The 17,650-nt window shown below is 61.7% G+C and carries 15 protein-coding genes; 5 read left to right on the top strand and 10 right to left on the bottom strand.

The features are described 5' to 3' along the window. Positions 1 to 121: 121 nt before the first annotated feature. The 3 genes from M0D65_RS06505 to M0D65_RS06495 form a co-directional block, all read right to left on the bottom strand. A complete protein-coding gene (locus tag M0D65_RS06505; RefSeq protein WP_266251930.1) occupies positions 122 to 637 on the bottom strand; it encodes a DUF192 domain-containing protein in 516 nt (171 codons plus the stop codon). Between the two features lie 145 nt (positions 638 to 782). Continuing rightward, positions 783 to 989 (bottom strand): hypothetical protein, encoded by a 207-nt coding sequence (locus M0D65_RS06500; protein ID WP_091011237.1) that lies wholly within the window; start codon positions 987 to 989, stop codon positions 783 to 785. A gap of 445 nt (positions 990 to 1,434) precedes the next feature. Then, positions 1,435 to 2,007, bottom strand: coding sequence for a pseudouridine synthase (locus M0D65_RS06495; protein ID WP_266251929.1), 573 nt, complete (start codon positions 2,005 to 2,007; stop codon positions 1,435 to 1,437). A 325-nt stretch (positions 2,008 to 2,332) separates the two neighbouring features. Here M0D65_RS06495 and icd point away from each other — a divergent pair, with 325 nt between their 5' ends. Then, a complete protein-coding gene (icd, locus tag M0D65_RS06490; protein WP_091011238.1) occupies positions 2,333 to 3,589 on the top strand; it encodes an NADP-dependent isocitrate dehydrogenase in 1,257 nt (418 codons plus the stop codon). A gap of 112 nt (positions 3,590 to 3,701) precedes the next feature. Here the strand turns inward: icd and M0D65_RS06485 are convergent, their stop codons facing one another. Continuing rightward, positions 3,702 to 5,348, bottom strand: coding sequence for an alkaline phosphatase family protein (locus tag M0D65_RS06485; RefSeq protein WP_266251928.1), 1,647 nt, complete (start codon positions 5,346 to 5,348; stop codon positions 3,702 to 3,704). A gap of 297 nt (positions 5,349 to 5,645) precedes the next feature. Between M0D65_RS06485 and M0D65_RS06480 the strand changes: the two genes are divergently transcribed. Both M0D65_RS06480 and M0D65_RS06475 read left to right on the top strand, forming a co-directional pair. Next, a complete protein-coding gene (locus tag M0D65_RS06480; RefSeq protein WP_266251927.1) occupies positions 5,646 to 5,996 on the top strand; it encodes a hypothetical protein in 351 nt (116 codons plus the stop codon). A gap of 160 nt (positions 5,997 to 6,156) precedes the next feature. Then, positions 6,157 to 7,809 carry a multicopper oxidase family protein gene (locus M0D65_RS06475; RefSeq protein WP_266251926.1) on the top strand — a complete coding sequence of 551 codons (1,653 nt, stop codon included), beginning with the start codon at positions 6,157 to 6,159 and terminating at the stop codon, positions 7,807 to 7,809. An 87-nt stretch (positions 7,810 to 7,896) separates the two neighbouring features. Here M0D65_RS06475 and cspD read toward each other — a convergent pair whose 3' ends face one another. Continuing rightward, entirely contained in the window at positions 7,897 to 8,103 is a 207-nt protein-coding gene (gene cspD, locus M0D65_RS06470; RefSeq protein ID WP_091011243.1) for a cold shock domain-containing protein CspD, read from the bottom strand. A 540-nt stretch (positions 8,104 to 8,643) separates the two neighbouring features. Between cspD and clpS the strand changes: the two genes are divergently transcribed. Continuing rightward, positions 8,644 to 8,958, top strand: coding sequence for an ATP-dependent Clp protease adapter ClpS (gene clpS / locus M0D65_RS06465; protein ID WP_091011244.1), 315 nt, complete (start codon positions 8,644 to 8,646; stop codon positions 8,956 to 8,958). Further along, a complete protein-coding gene (gene clpA / locus M0D65_RS06460; protein ID WP_091011245.1) occupies positions 8,955 to 11,252 on the top strand; it encodes an ATP-dependent Clp protease ATP-binding subunit ClpA in 2,298 nt (765 codons plus the stop codon). The genes clpS and clpA overlap by 4 nt, the downstream gene beginning before the upstream one ends. A gap of 98 nt (positions 11,253 to 11,350) precedes the next feature. Here clpA and dut read toward each other — a convergent pair whose 3' ends face one another. The 5 genes from dut to ileS all read right to left on the bottom strand — a co-directional run bounded on the left by dut (position 11,351) and on the right by ileS (position 17,488). Then, entirely contained in the window at positions 11,351 to 11,797 is a 447-nt protein-coding gene (gene dut / locus M0D65_RS06455; protein ID WP_266251925.1) for a dUTP diphosphatase, read from the bottom strand. A 36-nt stretch (positions 11,798 to 11,833) separates the two neighbouring features. After that, complete coding sequence (locus tag M0D65_RS06450) at positions 11,834 to 12,835, bottom strand: LLM class flavin-dependent oxidoreductase (protein ID WP_266251924.1); 1,002 nt, start codon at positions 12,833 to 12,835, stop codon at positions 11,834 to 11,836. 26 nt (positions 12,836 to 12,861) lie between these two features. Next, the gene (gene coaBC, locus M0D65_RS06445) at positions 12,862 to 14,085 is read right to left on the bottom strand and encodes a bifunctional phosphopantothenoylcysteine decarboxylase/phosphopantothenate--cysteine ligase CoaBC (RefSeq protein ID WP_266251923.1); all 1,224 of its coding nucleotides are present in this window, start codon (positions 14,083 to 14,085) and stop codon (positions 12,862 to 12,864) included. Positions 14,086 to 14,150: 65 nt separating this feature from the next. Then, positions 14,151 to 14,651 carry a signal peptidase II gene (gene lspA / locus M0D65_RS06440; RefSeq protein ID WP_091011249.1) on the bottom strand — a complete coding sequence of 167 codons (501 nt, stop codon included), beginning with the start codon at positions 14,649 to 14,651 and terminating at the stop codon, positions 14,151 to 14,153. Beyond that, the gene (ileS, locus tag M0D65_RS06435; protein WP_266251922.1) at positions 14,651 to 17,488 is read right to left on the bottom strand and encodes an isoleucine--tRNA ligase; all 2,838 of its coding nucleotides are present in this window, start codon (positions 17,486 to 17,488) and stop codon (positions 14,651 to 14,653) included. The genes lspA and ileS overlap by 1 nt, the downstream gene beginning before the upstream one ends. Positions 17,489 to 17,650: the final 162 nt, after the last annotated feature.

Genomic DNA, 17,650 nt, shown 5'->3' with positions numbered 1-17,650 from the left:
TGGCGTTGCCGTCAGGATCGAGGCGTGACTGCCGACATGCCATGTAAAAAGCCGGCGCGCCTCGTGGCGCGCCGGCTTGGCCATTTCTCAACGAAGGCGGGGCGAGCAACTCGCCCGGACCTCATTGCGGAGCGGGCAGCCCCTGAATCTTCGTGCCGGGCGTGATGCCTTTCGATGCAAACCAGCCCTTGCTCATTTCAAGCGCATACACCCCGTTGTTTCGCGGGCAATGGTTGTCGGTTGTTTCGGCCTGCATCTCGTCGATGTCGGTGACGGTGCCGTCGGCGCGCATGAAGGCGATCGACAGCGGGATCAACGTGTTCTTCATCCAGAAGCAGTGCACCGCGTTCTCGTTGAAGACGAACAGCATGCCTTCATTCGGCGCGAGCTGCGACCGGTACATCAAGCCTTGTTCGCGGTCCGCGTCATTGGCTGCCACCGCGGCGTCGATCACGAACATGCCGGCCGTGAGCTTCGCGCGCGGAAAATCGCCGGGCTGTTTGGCGCCCGCGGGCATCTGCTGCGCATGCGCGCTATTCGCAGCGGGAACGGCGAACCAGACCGACGACAAGGCAGCGAGAGGCAGCGCGATCGCAATCGCAAGACGCGCAATCGACAGACGCAGGGGAAATCGCACGGCAACACTCCTTGCTGGAAAATAACCCGCGCATGTTACGCGAGCGCGGCAAAAACAAAAAGGCAGATCGCCTTTCAGCAATCTGCCTTTCAACGCCGTAAGAACGGCAATACTGCTAGTTCTTGACTGCGTTTTTACAACCAGCTTAGTTCGAAGCTGCTGCCGGAGCTTCGGCTTCCGAAGCTGCCTTCTTGGCGTGGTGCTTCTTGGCTGCGTGCTTCTTAACAGCCTTCTTTGCCGGTGCCGAAGCAGCTTCAGCCGGAGCAGCAGCCGGAGCGACCGGAGCCGAAGCTTGTGCGAAAGCAGCCGTTGCGAACAGGCCAGCGACCAGAGCAGCGATCAGTTTGTTCATTTTGTAAATCCTCAGCATGAGTTGCGGTTAATTGACCAGATGACCCGGTTCTTGGAGTCATGCCGGTAAACGTGCCATCCACCTTTCGGTTGACAGACCCATCGAAGAATTTCGTCGAAGGGCACTGCGAGCGCTCGAACCACCTGCACCCACCGTTGGAGCGGCGCGTGCAAAGGCCCTTAAGGCTGAATGCCGGATAGCTTCGGACGGCATCTGCGTCGAATAACGCGTGAGTTCTCTACGCGGTTGACGAAAAACTTTCGTGCAATTTCGGGATTGCTTATTCGCGGTGGATTCGTGCGCTTGTGTATAGGGCAGTACGCGCGGGCCAGGTTGTCGTGGAAAAACAGAAATGCGTGCTGGCACAACGAGTTAGCGCGCGAGTTAGCGCGCGTTGGCAAATCGCTCGATGCCTTTGCGAGCGTTCGCAAGGTGCCCGCGGGCTTTATCGCGTAATGCCGTCCCACGGCGCACGCGTCGGCAGGTCGATACTTTCGCCGGGCTGCAGACCGAGCGAAAAAATATCGAGTGCGCCGATGCCGACGCGCACGAGTCGCAGGGTAGGGAAGCCGACCGCGGCGGTCATCCGGCGTACCTGGCGGTTCTTGCCTTCGGTGATCGACAGTTCGATCCAGCTGGTCGGGATGGCCGCGCGATAGCGGATCGGCGGCGTGCGTGTCCACAATGTGGCCGGCGGCTCGATGAGCTGTGCCTGGCAGGGGCGTGTCACGTAATCGCCGAGATCGACGCCGCTTGCGAGCGCTGCCAGTGCCGCCGCATCCGCTGCGCCTTCCACCTGTGCCCAGTAACGCTTGACCAGCTTGTGCCGAGGCTCGGCGATGCGCGCCTGCAACGCGCCGTCGTCGGTGAGCAGCAGCAGACCTTCGCTGTCCGAGTCGAGCCTGCCGGCCGGATAAACGCCGGGCAGCGTGATCCAGTCCGCCAGCGACGCCCGCGTTTCGTGCGGGGAAAACTGGCAGATCGTCCCAAAGGGCTTGTTGAGAGCGATAAGGCGCATGCGTGAGTCCGGCAGATCGGGTGCCGCAGGACGCCCGCGCAGCGCGGGTTCTGTGGCAAATGGCGGGATATTAATGCATAATACGAAACGGTAGGTCTTTTGTCTTATATAAGACCTAGACGAATCGGTGTTGCGTGCGCGGCATCGCGTGCGGGAATTGTCATGGTCTGCAGCGGGCGCGCATGCGCACCTGTGGGCTAGAATAGCGGCCTGGCCGCTTGTTGGCGCCCGGCATTGCGCGCAGCGAGAAGCGCCCGGTTCCGCAGTCCATCGTCTGCATTTCCCCACAGAGCTTTCATCAGCACAGCCATCACTGGAGTCGATCATGCCGTATCAGCACATCAAGGTTCCGACCGGCGGTGACAAGATCACTGTCAACGCGGATTACTCGCTCAACGTTTCCGACCAGCCGATCATTCCGTTCATCGAAGGTGACGGTACCGGCCAGGACATCACGCCGGTGATGATCAAGGTTGTCGACGCGGCGGTCGAAAAAGCCTACGCAGGCAAGAAGAAGATCCACTGGATGGAAGTCTTCGCCGGCGAGAAAGCGACCAAGGTGTACGGCCCGGACGTGTGGCTGCCGGAAGAAACGCTCGACGTGGTGAAGGAATATGTGGTGTCGATCAAGGGTCCGTTGACGACCCCGGTTGGCGGCGGCATCCGTTCGCTGAACGTGGCGCTGCGCCAGGAACTCGACCTGTATGTCTGCCTGCGCCCGGTGCAGTACTTCAAGGGTGTGCCGTCCCCGGTGCGTGAGCCGGAAAAGACCAACATGGTGATCTTCCGCGAGAACTCGGAAGACATCTACGCCGGTATCGAATGGCAGGCCGAGTCGGAACAGGCGAAGAAGGTCATCAAGTTCTTCCGCGAAGAAATGGGCGTGAAGAAGATCCGCTTCCCGGAAACGTCGGCGATCGGCGTGAAGCCGGTGTCGCGCGAAGGTACCGAGCGCCTCGTGCGCAAGGCGCTGCAGTACGCGATCGACAACGATCGCCGTTCGGTGACGCTGGTCCACAAGGGCAACATCATGAAGTTCACGGAAGGTGCATTCCGTGACTACGGCTATGAGCTCGCGCAGAAGGAATTCGGTGCGGAGCTGATCGACGGCGGCCCGTGGATGAAGATCAAGAACCCGAAGACGGGCAGCGATATCGTCGTGAAGGATGTGATCGCCGACGCGTTCCTGCAGCAGATCCTGCTGCGTCCGGCCGAATACGACGTGATCGCTACGCTGAACCTGAACGGCGACTACATCTCGGACGCACTGGCTGCGCAGGTTGGCGGTATCGGTATTGCGCCGGGTGCGAACCTGTCGGATTCGGTGGCGATGTTCGAAGCGACGCACGGCACGGCGCCGAAGTACGCGGGCAAGGACTATGTGAACCCGGGTTCGGAAATTCTGTCGGCGGAAATGATGCTGCGTCACCTCGGCTGGACCGAAGCGGCAGACGTCATCATCAAGTCGATGGAAAAGTCGATTCTGCAAAAGCGTGTCACGTATGACTTCGCGCGTCTGATGGAAGGCGCGACGCAGGTGTCGTGCTCGGGCTTTGGTCAGGTGTTGATCGAGAACATGTAAGCGCGGTTAGCTTGATCCGGAGCGATCCGGCGAACCCCGGCAAGCACAATGTGCTGTCGGGGTTTTTCATTTTTTGATTCGGGGACGACTAGTTTCACGCCGTCCCGCTCTCTCAATGCCCGACGCCAAGCCCCGGCAAGACCTGCGTACCTTCCGCTACAACCGCATTCAGCAGAGTCGGTTCGAGACCGAGCAACTGCACGATAGTCGGCGCAACCTGGGTAGTCTGAACCCGGGCCTTCTCGGTGCGACCGCCGTGGAAGCGCGCGAACGATACGACGAGCGCGAGGTGGCTGTCGTCCGGTGCGTTGCCGCCGTGCTCTTCATCCTTCGCCTTGCTCGACGTATAGATGACGCCGGGATTCGGCTGCACGATGATGTCGGGCGTACGGCCTTGTGCGGGATCGCCGAACCACTTCGACAGACGCGCGCCAGTCAGGATGTAAGCCTGCGGGCCATCTGCACAGATGCCAGGCGCATTGCATGCGAGGTTGGCCTTCAGCGACGTGACAACCGCATTCAACTGGCTCTGATCGCGCAACCAGATGAGTCCGACGTCATCGGTCTGCACGAAGCCGGTGTCGACGAGACCCGAGCCGTCGTTCAGATTGCCGGTCTTCGTGTTGTTCTGGCCGAAGTTGCCGTTCGGATCGAGATAGTTGTTCGCCTCGAGCAGCTTCGTCAGCGTGTCGCCGTTCTTCACGAGCTTCGTATGATCGGTCGGCGACTGGCCATGCTTCGCCGTCACGATAACGACCGTCGAGTTGTACAGGTTGCGCTGTTTGAGTTCCGACACGACCCGGCCAAGCGCTTCGTCGACATAACCAATCGCGCCGGCCACTTCGACGCCCGGTGTGAAGTCCGCATCGAGGTACCCGCCGCCCGAGGCCACCGTCGCTTTCTCCGCGACGCTCAGCGTCTGGAAGTTCGTGCCGAACAAGGTCGGAATGGTCGCGTTACTTGCGCCAGTCGAATCCTTGCCGTCGATCTCGTTGATCAGCACTTGCACGTGATAGTTATCGAACTTCTCGGTGTGCGTATAGCTGTCGAGGTAGTTCGTGTTCGTAGCCGGATCGATCGAGTTGATCTCGGTGCGCGCGAGATCGTCGACGCCGCGACCCGACGGGCCGTTCACCCAGTCGTAACCCCACGCGTGCTTGTCGGCCCACGCCGTGCGCGACCCGTGAATGTGCTCCTTGACGACTTCGAACACCGTGTTCGTCTTCACGTAGTTGTGCGGATAAACCGGCGTACAGCGACCGTTGATCAACGCATGCGGGATGGCCTGGGGATTGAAAGCGCCGCCACCGTCGAGGTGGATCAGCGGACCGCCGTTCTCTGCATCGATACCTGCTGTTTCATCGAACACGACATTCCAGCCCTGCTTGCCCGAGCACGCTGTATCCGAAGGCGCGTAAAACGTACGGTCATACGTGACGTCGTAGAACAGCCCGGCGCTCTTCGGCGAACCGCCCGTTAGCAGCGCGGCAAGACCGGGGAACGAATCCGACAGACCCGGTGTGTACGCATTGGTGTACGTCACCCCCGCTTTGGCGAGCAACGCGAGATTCGGACAGGTATTCGCTGCGACACAACGCGCGACATCCTGCTCGTGAAGACCGTCCACGCTGATCAGCAATACATGCTTCACGTCGCTACCGCGACCGTGATCCTGCGCTGTTGCGGCCACACTGACGAACGTCAGGGCGCTCGCCCCGACAACTGCACTGACTCCAGACCACCACCTGATTTTTTTCATCGTTGACCTCGTCGTTCTGCATTGGACTGCTCATACCCGGGGTCGCAATCTGCATGCGCAATGCAAACGTTTGATGAAGCGGGGCTTTCGTTTCTCTATCGGGTCGATGGAAAGGCAGATGGAATATGGCGCGAAAGAAAGTGTGAGATTTTGTATCGGGGTACTGATTGCGTTCGGGGTCACGCACATGTTGAGAGTGTTTCTTGTTCTACATCCGTGCTGGATGAAAGCATGCGTGGGCAATGCGTCGAGACGCGGTGCGGTATGATTCCCGCACACCTTTGTCTGCGTCCTCGCATGTCTTTGTCGTCGCGTGTCCTCATCGTGCTGTGCGCCGTCCTGCTGTTCATGCAGGGTGCGTCGGCACACATGTCGATCGCTGGAGACGATCATGTCGTCGTCCATCGCATCGCCGGTATCGAGCATTCGCAGGTCGTAGCCGGCGAAGCGGCGCACTGTGCCGGCATGCATTGCACACACGGTCATGGACAATGCTGCACGACGATGTGCGGCGCGCACTGCGGCGCACTCTTCGCAGCGCTGCGTTTCGAGCCGTGGACGCCCACCGCTACGTTGCCGCTTCCGCTTGCCGATCCTCATCGCGTCGGCGTCTCCTACGCGCCGCTGCTGCGGCCGCCGATCGCCTGATCGCTGGTCGCGACGCCCGGTTTTTATGCGGAGCGAGCGGCACAATGTCTCCATCGAACACACTGGTCAGGCAGGCACTCATGCCGCCGACCCTGAAAACGAATGCGCGCGAAGCCGCTGAACACGCTGCCGTCGCGCGCAAGTAACGAGGAATCGATCGATGATCCGCAGAGAATTTCTGGTTCGCACGTTGAGCGCGGCCGTGGCGTCGCTGGTGGCGCGCGGTGCGTTCGCGCAGAACGCCGCGCATGACATGCACGATATGTCCGGCATGCAGGATATGAAGGGCATGGAAGGGATGGGGAGCATGCCCGGCATGTCGCCACATCCAGGCGCAGCGACACATGCAACCACGACACTCGCTCCCACCGACGCACTGCCAGCCGGCCGCCCGCTCGCCGCATTGCGCGCGCTCGCCAACGAGAGCCGCGAGCCCGGCGTGTTTCGCGCGACTCTGGTGGCGCACCCGGTGCAGCGCGAGATGCTGGCCGGCAAGCTGACCACTTTCTGGCAGTACGACGCGATGAGCGGCGGCGTGCTACCGGCGGCCAACGCATCGCAGGGCCCGGTGGTCGGCCCGCTGATCGACGTACGCGAAGGCGACACGGTCGAGATCCGCTTCGTCAACCGGCTCGCCCAACCGTCGACGATCCACTGGCACGGTCTGCCGGTGCCGCCCGATCAGGACGGCAATCCCGCCGATCCCGTCGCGCCGGGCGCGACCCGCGTCTATCGTTTCACGCTGCCGGCAGGCAGCGCAGGCACGTACTGGTATCACCCGCATCCGCACATGATGTCGGCGGAGCAGGTGTTTCGCGGGCTGGCCGGCCCGATCGTCGTGCGTGCACCCGCCGATCCGCTCGCGGCGTGGCCGGAGCGTCATCTGTTCTTCTCGGATCTGCGGCTCGCGAGCGACGGCTCGATCCCGCCCAACGACATGATGGACTGGATGAACGGCCGCGAAGGGCAGTTCGTGCTGGTGAACGGCGCGCGCCGTCCGCGCATCGTCGTGACCAACGACGAACGCTGGCGCGTCTGGAACGGCTGCAATGCGCGGTACCTGAAACTGTCGCTGGGCGACGTGTCGTTCGTTCAGGTCGGCACCGACGGCGGCTTGCTGGAAGCGCCGCGCGACGGGTTGACCGAGCTGTTGCTCGCACCTGGCGAACGCGCGGAACTGATCGTGCGGGCGGGTGCGGGCTCGCGGCAGGCCGTGCTGAGCGCCGCGGTATACGACCGCCGCAAGATGTCGATGTCGGAGGGCGATAGTCTGCCCGCCGATCCCGCCCGCGCGCTGGCCGACGTCAGTTTCGAGCCGTCGGAGAAAGATGCGCCGGCGCCGCGTGCGCTACCGGCGAAGCTCGCCGCGATCGCACCACTCGTCGCATCGACGGTACGAAAATCGGTCGTCTTTTCCGAAAAGATGGATATGTCCGCGATGCACCGCCCGGGCGCGTCCGCGCACGGCATGCCGGCGGGAATGACGTTCATGATCAATGGATCGACCTTCGACCCGGCGCGCGTCACGCTGACGAGCCGTCGCGACGAAGTGGAAATCTGGTCGATCGAAAACCGCACCGACATGGATCATCCGTTCCATTTGCACGGCACGCAGTTTCAGATAATCGAACGGCAAAGCGGCGGCGTGACGACGCCGGAGCCTTATCGGGCATGGCGCGACACCGTGAACGTGCAGCCCGAAGAAACAGTGCGCATCGCGACCGTGCAGCACATGGCGGGCGAGCGCATGTTCCATTGCCACATCCTCGAGCATGAGGATCTGGGCATGATGGGCACGCTGCGCGTCGTTTGAGCGGCGCATTGACCGCTCCCGCAGGACCCCAAAACGAAGAAACCCGGCACGAGGCCGGGTTTCCGAGGGTACGGGAATCGAACAGACTCAGGCGGCAGCCTGGATGTTCGATGCCTGCTTGCCTTTGGGGCCTTGCACGACCTCAAAGCTCACCTTCTGACCTTCCTTGAGGGTCTTGAACCCATTCATCTGGATGGCCGAAAAGTGTGCAAACAGATCCTCACCGCCTTCGTCGGGCGTAATGAATCCGAAACCTTTCGCGTCATTGAACCATTTGACCGTACCAGTTGACATACCTACTTCCCCTGTAACTCATGTTCCTACCACGAGCACGCTCGAAAAGCTTAACGACCGCGGCTGCAGCCGTCCCCTCCTCACAAGCTCACCTTCGGCATTTTTTTCGGAATTAATGGCTGGTTGAAAAAAGTGCCAGCTTGATTGTTGAGGCTCTTAATTCGAGTGTCAAGAAAATTTTGAGACAGGCGCCGGGCCGTTGCGGGAATCCCATTTTCAGGGTTTTTCCGGCTTTTCTTTATATGTGTTCACGCGAGCGTGGTGTCTTGAAAAGTCGCATAATCGACTCACATGGAGTTCTGCGGGTCGTGGCGAGTGTGGTGCGGCCAACGGGTCCCGGCGGGTTATGCGATACTCGATCCAAAGGTAGTTTTGATTGATGCAAGATCGACTTTCGGGAGGGCCGGCACCGCATTCGGCTCATCGCGGAGCGCTCGCGCCGACACACTCGGCTGCAGGGCCGAGGCGGAATGGTCACCGGCCGGGCGGTCGGGGTTTTGGCAGGATTGCGGGCCTGTCCGAGATGTTTAGAATGGGTGTATGGCGATTATTCCGGACAAGCAGGACGGCACCGTACTGGAGCGGCAGGAACAAAAGCTGAAACCGCCATCCATGTATAAGGTGGTGCTGCTGAATGACGACTTCACGCCGATGGAATTTGTCGTGATGATCGTGCAGGAGTATTTCAGTAAAGATCGTGAGACCGCAACGCAGATTATGTTGAAGGTGCATCGCGAAGGTAGGGGAGTCTGTGGGGTCTATACGCGGGACATCGCGTCGACCAAAGTCGAGCAAGTCGTTACCCACGCACGGCAGGCCGGGCATCCGCTGCAGTGTGTGATGGAGGAAGCATGATTGCCCAGGAACTGGAAGTCAGCCTGCACATGGCGTTCATGGAAGCACGCCAGGCGCGGCACGAGTTCATAACGGTCGAACATCTTTTACTGGCCCTGTTGGACAATCCGACGGCCGCAGAGGTGTTGCGCGCATGCGCGGCCAACATCGAGGATCTGCGGCAGAACCTGCGCAACTTCATTCATGACAACACGCCAACCGTGCCAGGCACGGATGACGTCGACACGCAACCCACGCTCGGTTTCCAGCGCGTGATTCAGCGCGCGATCATGCATGTGCAGTCCACCTCGAATGGCAAGAAGGAAGTGACCGGCGCGAACGTGCTGGTGGCGATCTTCGGAGAAAAGGATTCGCACGCGGTGTACTACCTGCAACAGCAGGGCGTCACGCGGCTCGATGTCGTGAACTTCATTTCGCATGGCATCGCGAAGACAAGTAGCACCGACCCCGCGAAGGCGAGCGACGCGAACGCCGAATCTGATGAAGCCGGCGCGCAGAAGGAAACGCCGCTCGCGCAATTCACGGCGAATCTGAACCAGATGGCGAAGGACGGCCGCATTGATCCGCTGATCGGTCGCGAAGCCGAAGTCGAGCGCGTCGTGCAGGTGCTGTGCCGCCGGCGCAAGAACAACCCGCTGCTGGTCGGTGAGGCCGGTGTCGGCAAGACGGCGATCGCGGAAGGGCTTGCGTATCGCATCACGCGTGGCGAAGTGCCCGACATCCTCGCGGATGCCCAGGTGTATTCGCTCGACATGGGCGCGTTGCTCGCCGGTACGAAGTATCGCGGCGATTTCGAACAGCGCCTGAAAACGGTGCTCAAGGAATTGAAGGAGCGCCCGCACGCCATTCTGTTCATCGATGAAATTCATACGCTGATCGGCGCAGGTGCCGCATCGGGCGGTACGCTCGACGCATCGAATCTGTTGAAGCCGGCGTTGTCGTCGGGTGTGCTGAAGTGCATCGGCGCAACGACGTTCACCGAATACCGCGGCATCTTCGAAAAGGACGCTGCACTGTCACGCCGCTTCCAGAAAGTCGACGTGACCGAGCCGACCGTCGAACAGACGGTGGCGATCCTGCGCGGCCTGAAGTCGCGTTTCGAAGAGCATCACGGCGTGAAGTATTCGTCGGGTGCGCTGTCGGCGGCGGCTGAACTGTCGGCGCGTTTTATCACCGACCGTCATCTGCCCGACAAGGCGATCGACGTGATCGACGAAGCCGGTGCAGCGCAACGCATCCTGCCGAAGTCGAAGCAGAAGAAGACGATCGGCAAGGGCGAGATCGAAGAGATCATTTCGAAGATCGCGCGTGTGCCACCGCAAAGCGTATCGCAGGACGATCGCAGCAAGCTGCAAACGCTCGATCGCGACCTGAAGAGCGTCGTGTTCGGGCAAGACCCGGCTATCGATGCACTGTCGGCCGCGATCAAGATGGCGCGCGCGGGCCTCGGCAAGACGGACAAGCCGATCGGTGCGTTCCTGTTCTCCGGCCCGACGGGTGTCGGCAAGACCGAAGTGGCGCGGCAACTCGCGTTCACGCTCGGCATCGAGCTGCTGCGCTTCGACATGTCGGAATACATGGAGCGTCATGCGGTGAGTCGCCTGATCGGCGCGCCGCCGGGCTATGTCGGTTTCGACCAGGGCGGTTTGCTGACCGAAGCCGTCACGAAGAAGCCGCATTGCGTGCTGCTGCTCGACGAAATCGAAAAGGCGCATCCGGACATCTACAACGTGCTGCTGCAGGTGATGGACCACGGCACGCTGACAGACAACAACGGTCGCAAGGCGGATTTCCGCAACGTCATCATCATCATGACGACGAACGCGGGCGCCGAATCGATGCAGAAGTCGACGATCGGTTTCACGACCAAGCGTGAAACCGGCGACGAAATGGTCGATATCAAGCGCATGTTCACGCCGGAGTTCCGCAACCGTCTGGACGCGACGATCAGCTTCCGCTCGCTCGATGAAGAAATCATCATGCGCGTGGTCGACAAGTTCCTGATGCAGCTCGAAGATCAACTGCACGAGAAGAAGGTCGACGCGCTCTTCACCGACGCGCTGCGTGCGCATCTTGCCAAGCACGGCTTCGATCCGCTGATGGGCGCACGGCCGATGCAGCGCCTGATCCAGGACACGATTCGTCGCGCGCTTGCCGACGAACTGTTGTTCGGCAAGCTCGTCACCGGCGGCCGCGTAACGGTCGACGTAGACGAGAACGACAAGGTGCAACTGACGTTCGACGAGCAGTCGGAGCCGCGTAATCCGAATCCCGAGGCCGTCGAGGTCGAGTGATTCCGAAGCTGGAGCAGGCTGAAACAAGAACGGCGTGGGCTTAAAAACCCACGCCGTTTTTTATTGCCCGGCTTGCCACCGCGCGCGTGAAGCGAACCTCAGTGCTTCCCGGTGCTACCAAAACCACCCACACCACGCTCGCTCTGCTCGAAGTCATCGACGATATTGAACTGCGCCTGCACGACCGGCACGATCACGAGTTGCGCGAGCCGTTCCAGCGGATTCAGCGTGAAGGTGGTCTGCCCGCGATTCCATGTCGAGATCATCAGTTCGCCCTGGTAATCCGAGTCGATCAAACCGACGAGATTGCCAAGCACGATGCCGTGCTTGTGACCGAGCCCGGAGCGCGGCAGGATCAATGCGGCGTAGCCGGGGTCGCCCACGTGGATCGCGAGACCCGTCGGCACGAGCGCGGTTTGCCCGGGTTCGAGTATCAGCGGTTCGTCGAGGCACGCGCGCAGGTCAAGCCCAGCGCTGCCCGTGGTCGCGTAACGGGGCAACTGGTCGCGCATCTTCGGATTGAGAATCTTCAGGTCGAGTTTCATGCGGTTTCGGAGGAGGTCAGGAAAGAAGAGGGGGCGTTAGCGTTTCAGCTGGAACGCGTCGGCAAGCAGTTCATAGGAGCGCAGCCGCGCGCGATAACTGCCCGCGACGGTCAGCACGATCAGTTCGTCGGCCTGGAAATGGTCTTTGATCGAGAGCAGGCGTTCGGTCACCGTCTCGGGTGTGCCGATCACGCTGCGCGGTTTCTCGCGCGCGATCACCAGTTGTTCGCGTTCGCCGTATTCCTGCGCGAGTCCCTGTTCGATCGACGGGATCGGCGCGTTGAGACCGTAGGCCATCTGCACGCGGCGCAGGTCGACGGCTTTTTCGAGGTCGGCGGCTTCCTGTTCGGTGTCCGCGCAGATGACGAACACCGCGGCCGCGAGGTACGGCCGCGTTTCGTTGCCAGCTACGAAGCGCTCGCGATACGCCTCCGCGACCTGATACCCGAAATGCGCGTTGATGAAATGCGCGAACGCAAAGCGGATACCGAGCTGCGCTGCAAGCAACCCGCCGAATTCGCTCGAACCGAGCATCCATAGCTGCGGGCGCGTGTCGACTTGCGGCTGCAGCAGCACGCCGTGGGCGATATGGTCGGAGGGCAGTGTGCCGTTCATCAGACCGACCAGCTCGGCGACCTGTTGCGGAAAGATGTCGCCGCGGTTGTACGCGCCGGCCGCGACCGCTTGAGCAGTCTTCATATCGCCGCCCGGTGCGCGCCCGACGCCGAGATCGACGCGGTTCGGGAACAGTGCTTCGAGCATCATGAACTGTTCGGCGAGCTTGAACGGGCTGTAGTACGGCAGCATCACCCCACCGGAGCCGATCCGGATGCGCTTCGTCACGCTACCGAGCCGCGCGAGCATCACTTCAGGACAGGGATTCGATACGCCGCGCAGACCGTGATGCTCGGCGCACCAGTAGCGCGTGTAGCCGAGGTCGTCGGCGAGCTGCGCGAGTTCGACGGTCGCCGCGATCGCATCGGCCACCGAGTGCCCGTCGATCACGGGCGTTTGATCGAGCACGGAAAGTAGCGTCATGACTGTACCGCTCCGGGGATTTCAGTTCAGCGGATCAGGCTTGTATCGGGTAGACGCTTCGCGATCTCCGCGATCAGCGTACCTGCCAGCGTGCGTTTGTCCGCGCGCGGCAGTTTCGTCGCACCGGATGCTTCGAACAGGACCACTTCGTTGTCGTCGAGGCCGAAGGTCAGCGGACCCAGGTTGCCGATCAGCAGCGGCACGTTCTTGCGCACGCGCTTCTCTTCGCCGTGCAACTCGAGATCGCCGCTTTCCGCGGCGAAGCCGACACAGAACGGTGGATGAGCAAGCTTCGCGACCGCCGCTAGGATGTCCGGATTTTCGACGAACGTGAACGTCGGCATCGGTTTGTCGGCGGTCTTCTTGATCTTCTGCGGGCTTGCGTGATCGACGCGCCAGTCGGCCACTGCAGCCACACCGATGAACACGTCGCAGTCGGCCACCGCGCGCATCACGGCGTCGTGCATCTGCTGCGCGGTCTGCACGTCTTCGCGATAGACGCCCCACGGTGTGTCGAGCGCAACCGGCCCCGCGATCAGATGAACCTCGGCACCTGCCTGCTGCGCGGCACGCGCGAGCGAGAAGCCCATCTTGCCGCTCGAACGATTCGTGATGCCGCGTACCGGATCGAGCGGCTCGAAGGTCGGACCCGCGGTGAGCAGCAAGCGGCGACCCGCGAGGACTTTCGGATGGAAGAACGAAGCGATCGCTTCGTACGTGGCTTCGGGTTCGAGCATCCGGCCGTCGCCGACTTCGCCGCAGGCTTGCGGACCAGAATCCGGCCCGAGCACTTCGACGCCGTCCGCGCGCAGTTGCGCGACGTTGCGTTGCGTGGCCGGGTTTTGCCACATCTGCCGGTTCATGGCGGGAACGACGAGCAGCGGGCAATCGCGCGCGACGCACAGCGTGGACAGCAGGTCGTCGGCCATGCCGTGCACAAGACGCGCGAGAAAATCCGTCGATGCCGGCGCGATCACGATGGCGTCCGCTTCGCGCGACAAATCGATGTGCGGCATGTTGTTCGCGATGCGCGCGTCCCACTGGCTCGTGTAGACGGGGCGGCCCGACAGTGCCTGCATGGTGACGGGCGTGATGAACTGCGTGGCCGCGTCGGTCATCACGACCTGCACGGTCGCGCCGGCCTTGATGAGCAGGCGCGTGAGTTCAGCGATCTTGTAGCAAGCGATCCCCCCCGTCAGACCGAGGACGAGATGTTTACCTGCGAGTTCTCCGGGTGCGACAGTGGCCAACGCAAGCCTCCGACAAAACATGGGCGACCGGCGCGTGCTGCACCGGTCTGCGAACCGCTACGGCATCAGCGCGAACCGCGCACGCGCCGCAATTCGTCGAACACGAGCAGAGCAGCGCCGATCGTGATCGCGCTGTCGGCGAGATTGAACGCCGGCCAGTGCCATGCGCGCACGTGAAAATCGAGGAAATCGATCACGTGGCCATACATCAGCCGGTCGATCACATTGCCGAGCGCACCGCCGAGTATCAGCGCCAGCGCCGTGCAAAAGAGCCGCTGCGCGCCATGCCGCTTCAGTAGATAGCCGATGACAAGTGCCGCGACGACACCGAGCGCTGTGAACCCCCAGCGTTGCCAGCCGCCTGCCGTGGCGAGAAAACTAAACGCGGCACCACGGTTGAATACCAGAAACAGGTTGAAGAACGGCGTCAGTTCATACGGTTGAGCGTACGCAAATACCTTCGATACGGCGATCTTCGACAACTGGTCGAACAGAATCACGATCAATGCAACGCCGAGCCATGGTGCGAGCGTTCCGCCGCTCGATTTCGACAGGGTTTTGGGCATTATGCCGCGCTCCTCGTTTCGCCGCTGCCGAACAGGTTGCTGATACAGCGTCCGCACAGCGTCGGGTGTTCGGCGTTCTCGCCGACGTCCGCACGGTAGTGCCAGCAACGCTCGCACTTCAGGTATTTCGAGGCGATCACTTCGACGCTTTCATCCGCTTCGCTGTCCACCCGCACGACCGTTGCCGCCGAAGTGATCAGCACGAACTTCAGGTCGGCGCCGAGGCTGGCGAGTGCATCGTGACGCGCACCGCTCGCGCGAATTTCCACTTCGGCTTGCAGCGACGAACCGATCAGGTTCGCGACACGCGCTTCTTCGAGTGCTTTCGTCACGTCGCTGCGTACCGCGCGCAGCAGTGTCCATTTGTCGAGCAGCGCGGCTGCCTCGGGTACATCTGGGAACGCGTGATACGTCTCGGTGAAGATCGTCTCGCTGTCCGGCTGGAACACCTTCCACGCTTCTTCCGCGGTGAACGACATGAACGGCGCCATGACGCGCAGCAGGCTATGCGCGATGTGATATAGCGCGGTCTGCGCAGCGCGACGTGCGGCGGAATCAGGCGCCGTCGTATAGAGCCGGTCCTTCAGCACGTCGAGGTAGAAGCCTCCGAGATCTTCCGAGCAGAACGTCTGCAGCTTCGCGACGACCGGGTGGAACTCGTACCGGTCGTAATGCGCGAGCACATCCGTTTGCAACGCAGCCGACAACGCCACCGCATAGCGATCGATCTCGAGCCAGTCTTCTACCGGGCGTGCATGCTCTGCAAAATTGAAGTCGGACAGATTCGCGAGCAGGAAGCGCAGCGTGTTGCGGATCCGGCGATAGCTTTCCGTCACGCGCTTGAGAATTTCTTCGGAGATCGACAGTTCGCCCGAATAATCCGTCGAGGCGATCCACAGACGGATGATTTCCGCGCCCAGCCGGTTCGAGACTTCCGCCGGGTCGATGCCGTTACCGAGCGACTTGCTCATCTTGCGGCCTTCGCCGTCGACGGTGAAGCCGTGCGTGAGCAGTGCGTTATACGGCGGCCGTCCATCGATCATCGACGCCGTGAGCAACGACGAATGGAACCAGCCGCGGTGCTGGTCGGAACCTTCGACGTAGATATCGGCGGGGAACTGCAGCTCTTCCTTGTGCGAGCCGCGCAGCACGTGCCAGTGTGTCGTGCCGGAATCGAACCAGACGTCGAGCGTGTCGCGGTTCTTCTCGTAGAGATTCGCGTCGTCACCGATCAGTTCGCGCGGGTCGAGCGTTTGCCATGCTTCGATGCCGGCCTTTTCGACGCGTTGCGCGACCTGCTCGAGCAGCTCGATCGTGCGCGGATGCAGCTCGCCGGTTTCCTTGTGCACGAAGAACGCCATCGGCACGCCCCATTGACGCTGGCGCGACAGCGTCCAGTCGGGACGATTCGCGATCATCGAGAACAGGCGCTGCTTGCCCCACGACGGATAGAACGCGGTCGCCTCGATCCCTTCGAGCGCGGTTTCGCGCAGCGTTTTCTCGCTGTCCTTCGGCACGACGTCCATACCGGCGAACCACTGCGATGTCGCGCGATAGATGATCGGCGTCTTGTGGCGCCAGCAATGCATATAGCTGTGCGTGTACTTCTCGCTGCGCAACAGCGTGCCTGCGTCGCGCAACGCTTCGACCACCTTTGGATTGGCCGCCCAGATCGACAGACCGCCGAACAGCGCGAGCGATTCGATATAGCGGCCATCGCCCATCACCGGGTTGATGATGTCGGAGTCGGCCATGCCGTGCGCCTTGCACGACACGAAGTCTTCCACACCATAGGCCGGCGACGAATGGACGATGCCGGTGCCGGTATCGGTGGTGACGTAGTCGCCGAGATACACCGGCGACGTGCGCTTGTAGCCCGGATGCGCGGACGCGAGCGGATGATGGAAGCGCAGGTTCGCGAGCTTCGCACCGACGGTCGTGGCGAGCACCGTGCCCTCCAGACTGAAGTCCTTCATGCACGCTTCGACGCGTTCCTGCGCGAGGATCAGCAGGCCGCGCGACGTATCGACGAGCGCGTACACGACTTCCGGATGCACGTTGAGCGCCTGGTTCGCGGGGATCGTCCAAGGCGTCGTCGTCCAGATCACGATGCCGCCTTCGTTGCGCGGCAGCGCGGCGAGGCCGAAAGCCTGAGCGGTTTTTTCCGGATCGGCGAACGGGAACAGTACGTCGATCGTCGGATCGGTCTTGTCCGCGTACTCGACTTCCGCTTCAGCTAACGCGGAGCCGCAATCGAAGCACCAGTTCACCGGCTTCAGGCCGCGGAACACATAACCCTTTTCCATGATCTTCGCGAGCGCACGAAGCTCACCGGCCTCGTTCACGAAGTTCATCGTCTTGTACGGGTTGTCCCATTCGCCGAGCACGCCGAGCCGCCGGAAGCCGGCTTTCTGGATCTCGATCTGCTCGGTCGCGTAGGCGCGTGCCTTCTGCATGACTTCGGCGGCCGGCAACGACTTGCCAAACTGCTTTTCGATCTGGATTTCGATCGGCATGCCGTGGCAATCCCAACCGGGTACATAGACCGCGTCGAAGCCGGCGAGATTGCGCGCCTTGACGATCATGTCCTTAAGGATCTTGTTCACCGCGTGGCCGAGGTGAATGTTGGCGTTCGCATACGGCGGGCCATCGTGCAGGATGAACTTCTTGCGGCCCTTGCTGGCGGCGCGGATCTTTTCGTAGATCTTGTGTTCCTGCCAGTCCTTGACCCATTGAGGTTCGCGCTTCGGCAGGTCGCCGCGCATCGGGAACGGCGTGTCGAGCAGGTTGACCGGGTAGCGGCTCTGCGGTTTCGAATCGGCTTTCTTGTTGCTCATGATGAAGTCGCGTTAGATACAGTGTCTGGGTGTATGCGGTCCGCGCTACGGCGCGAGCTGTGCGGGGAGCGTCCGGTGGGCGGTTCCGCGCGGTGCGCGGCAGGCCTGCCGGAACGCGGCGATCGGTACTGTGCAGGCAGCGTGCCGGCACGATACCGCATA

Source organism: Paraburkholderia sp. CHISQ3 (assembly GCF_030464945.1).
In the GTDB taxonomy this organism is placed as follows: domain Bacteria; phylum Pseudomonadota; class Gammaproteobacteria; order Burkholderiales; family Burkholderiaceae; genus Paraburkholderia; species Paraburkholderia megapolitana.
The sequence above is the reverse complement of the archived record's forward strand: the minus strand, read 5'-3'. Positions and strand labels throughout refer to the sequence as shown.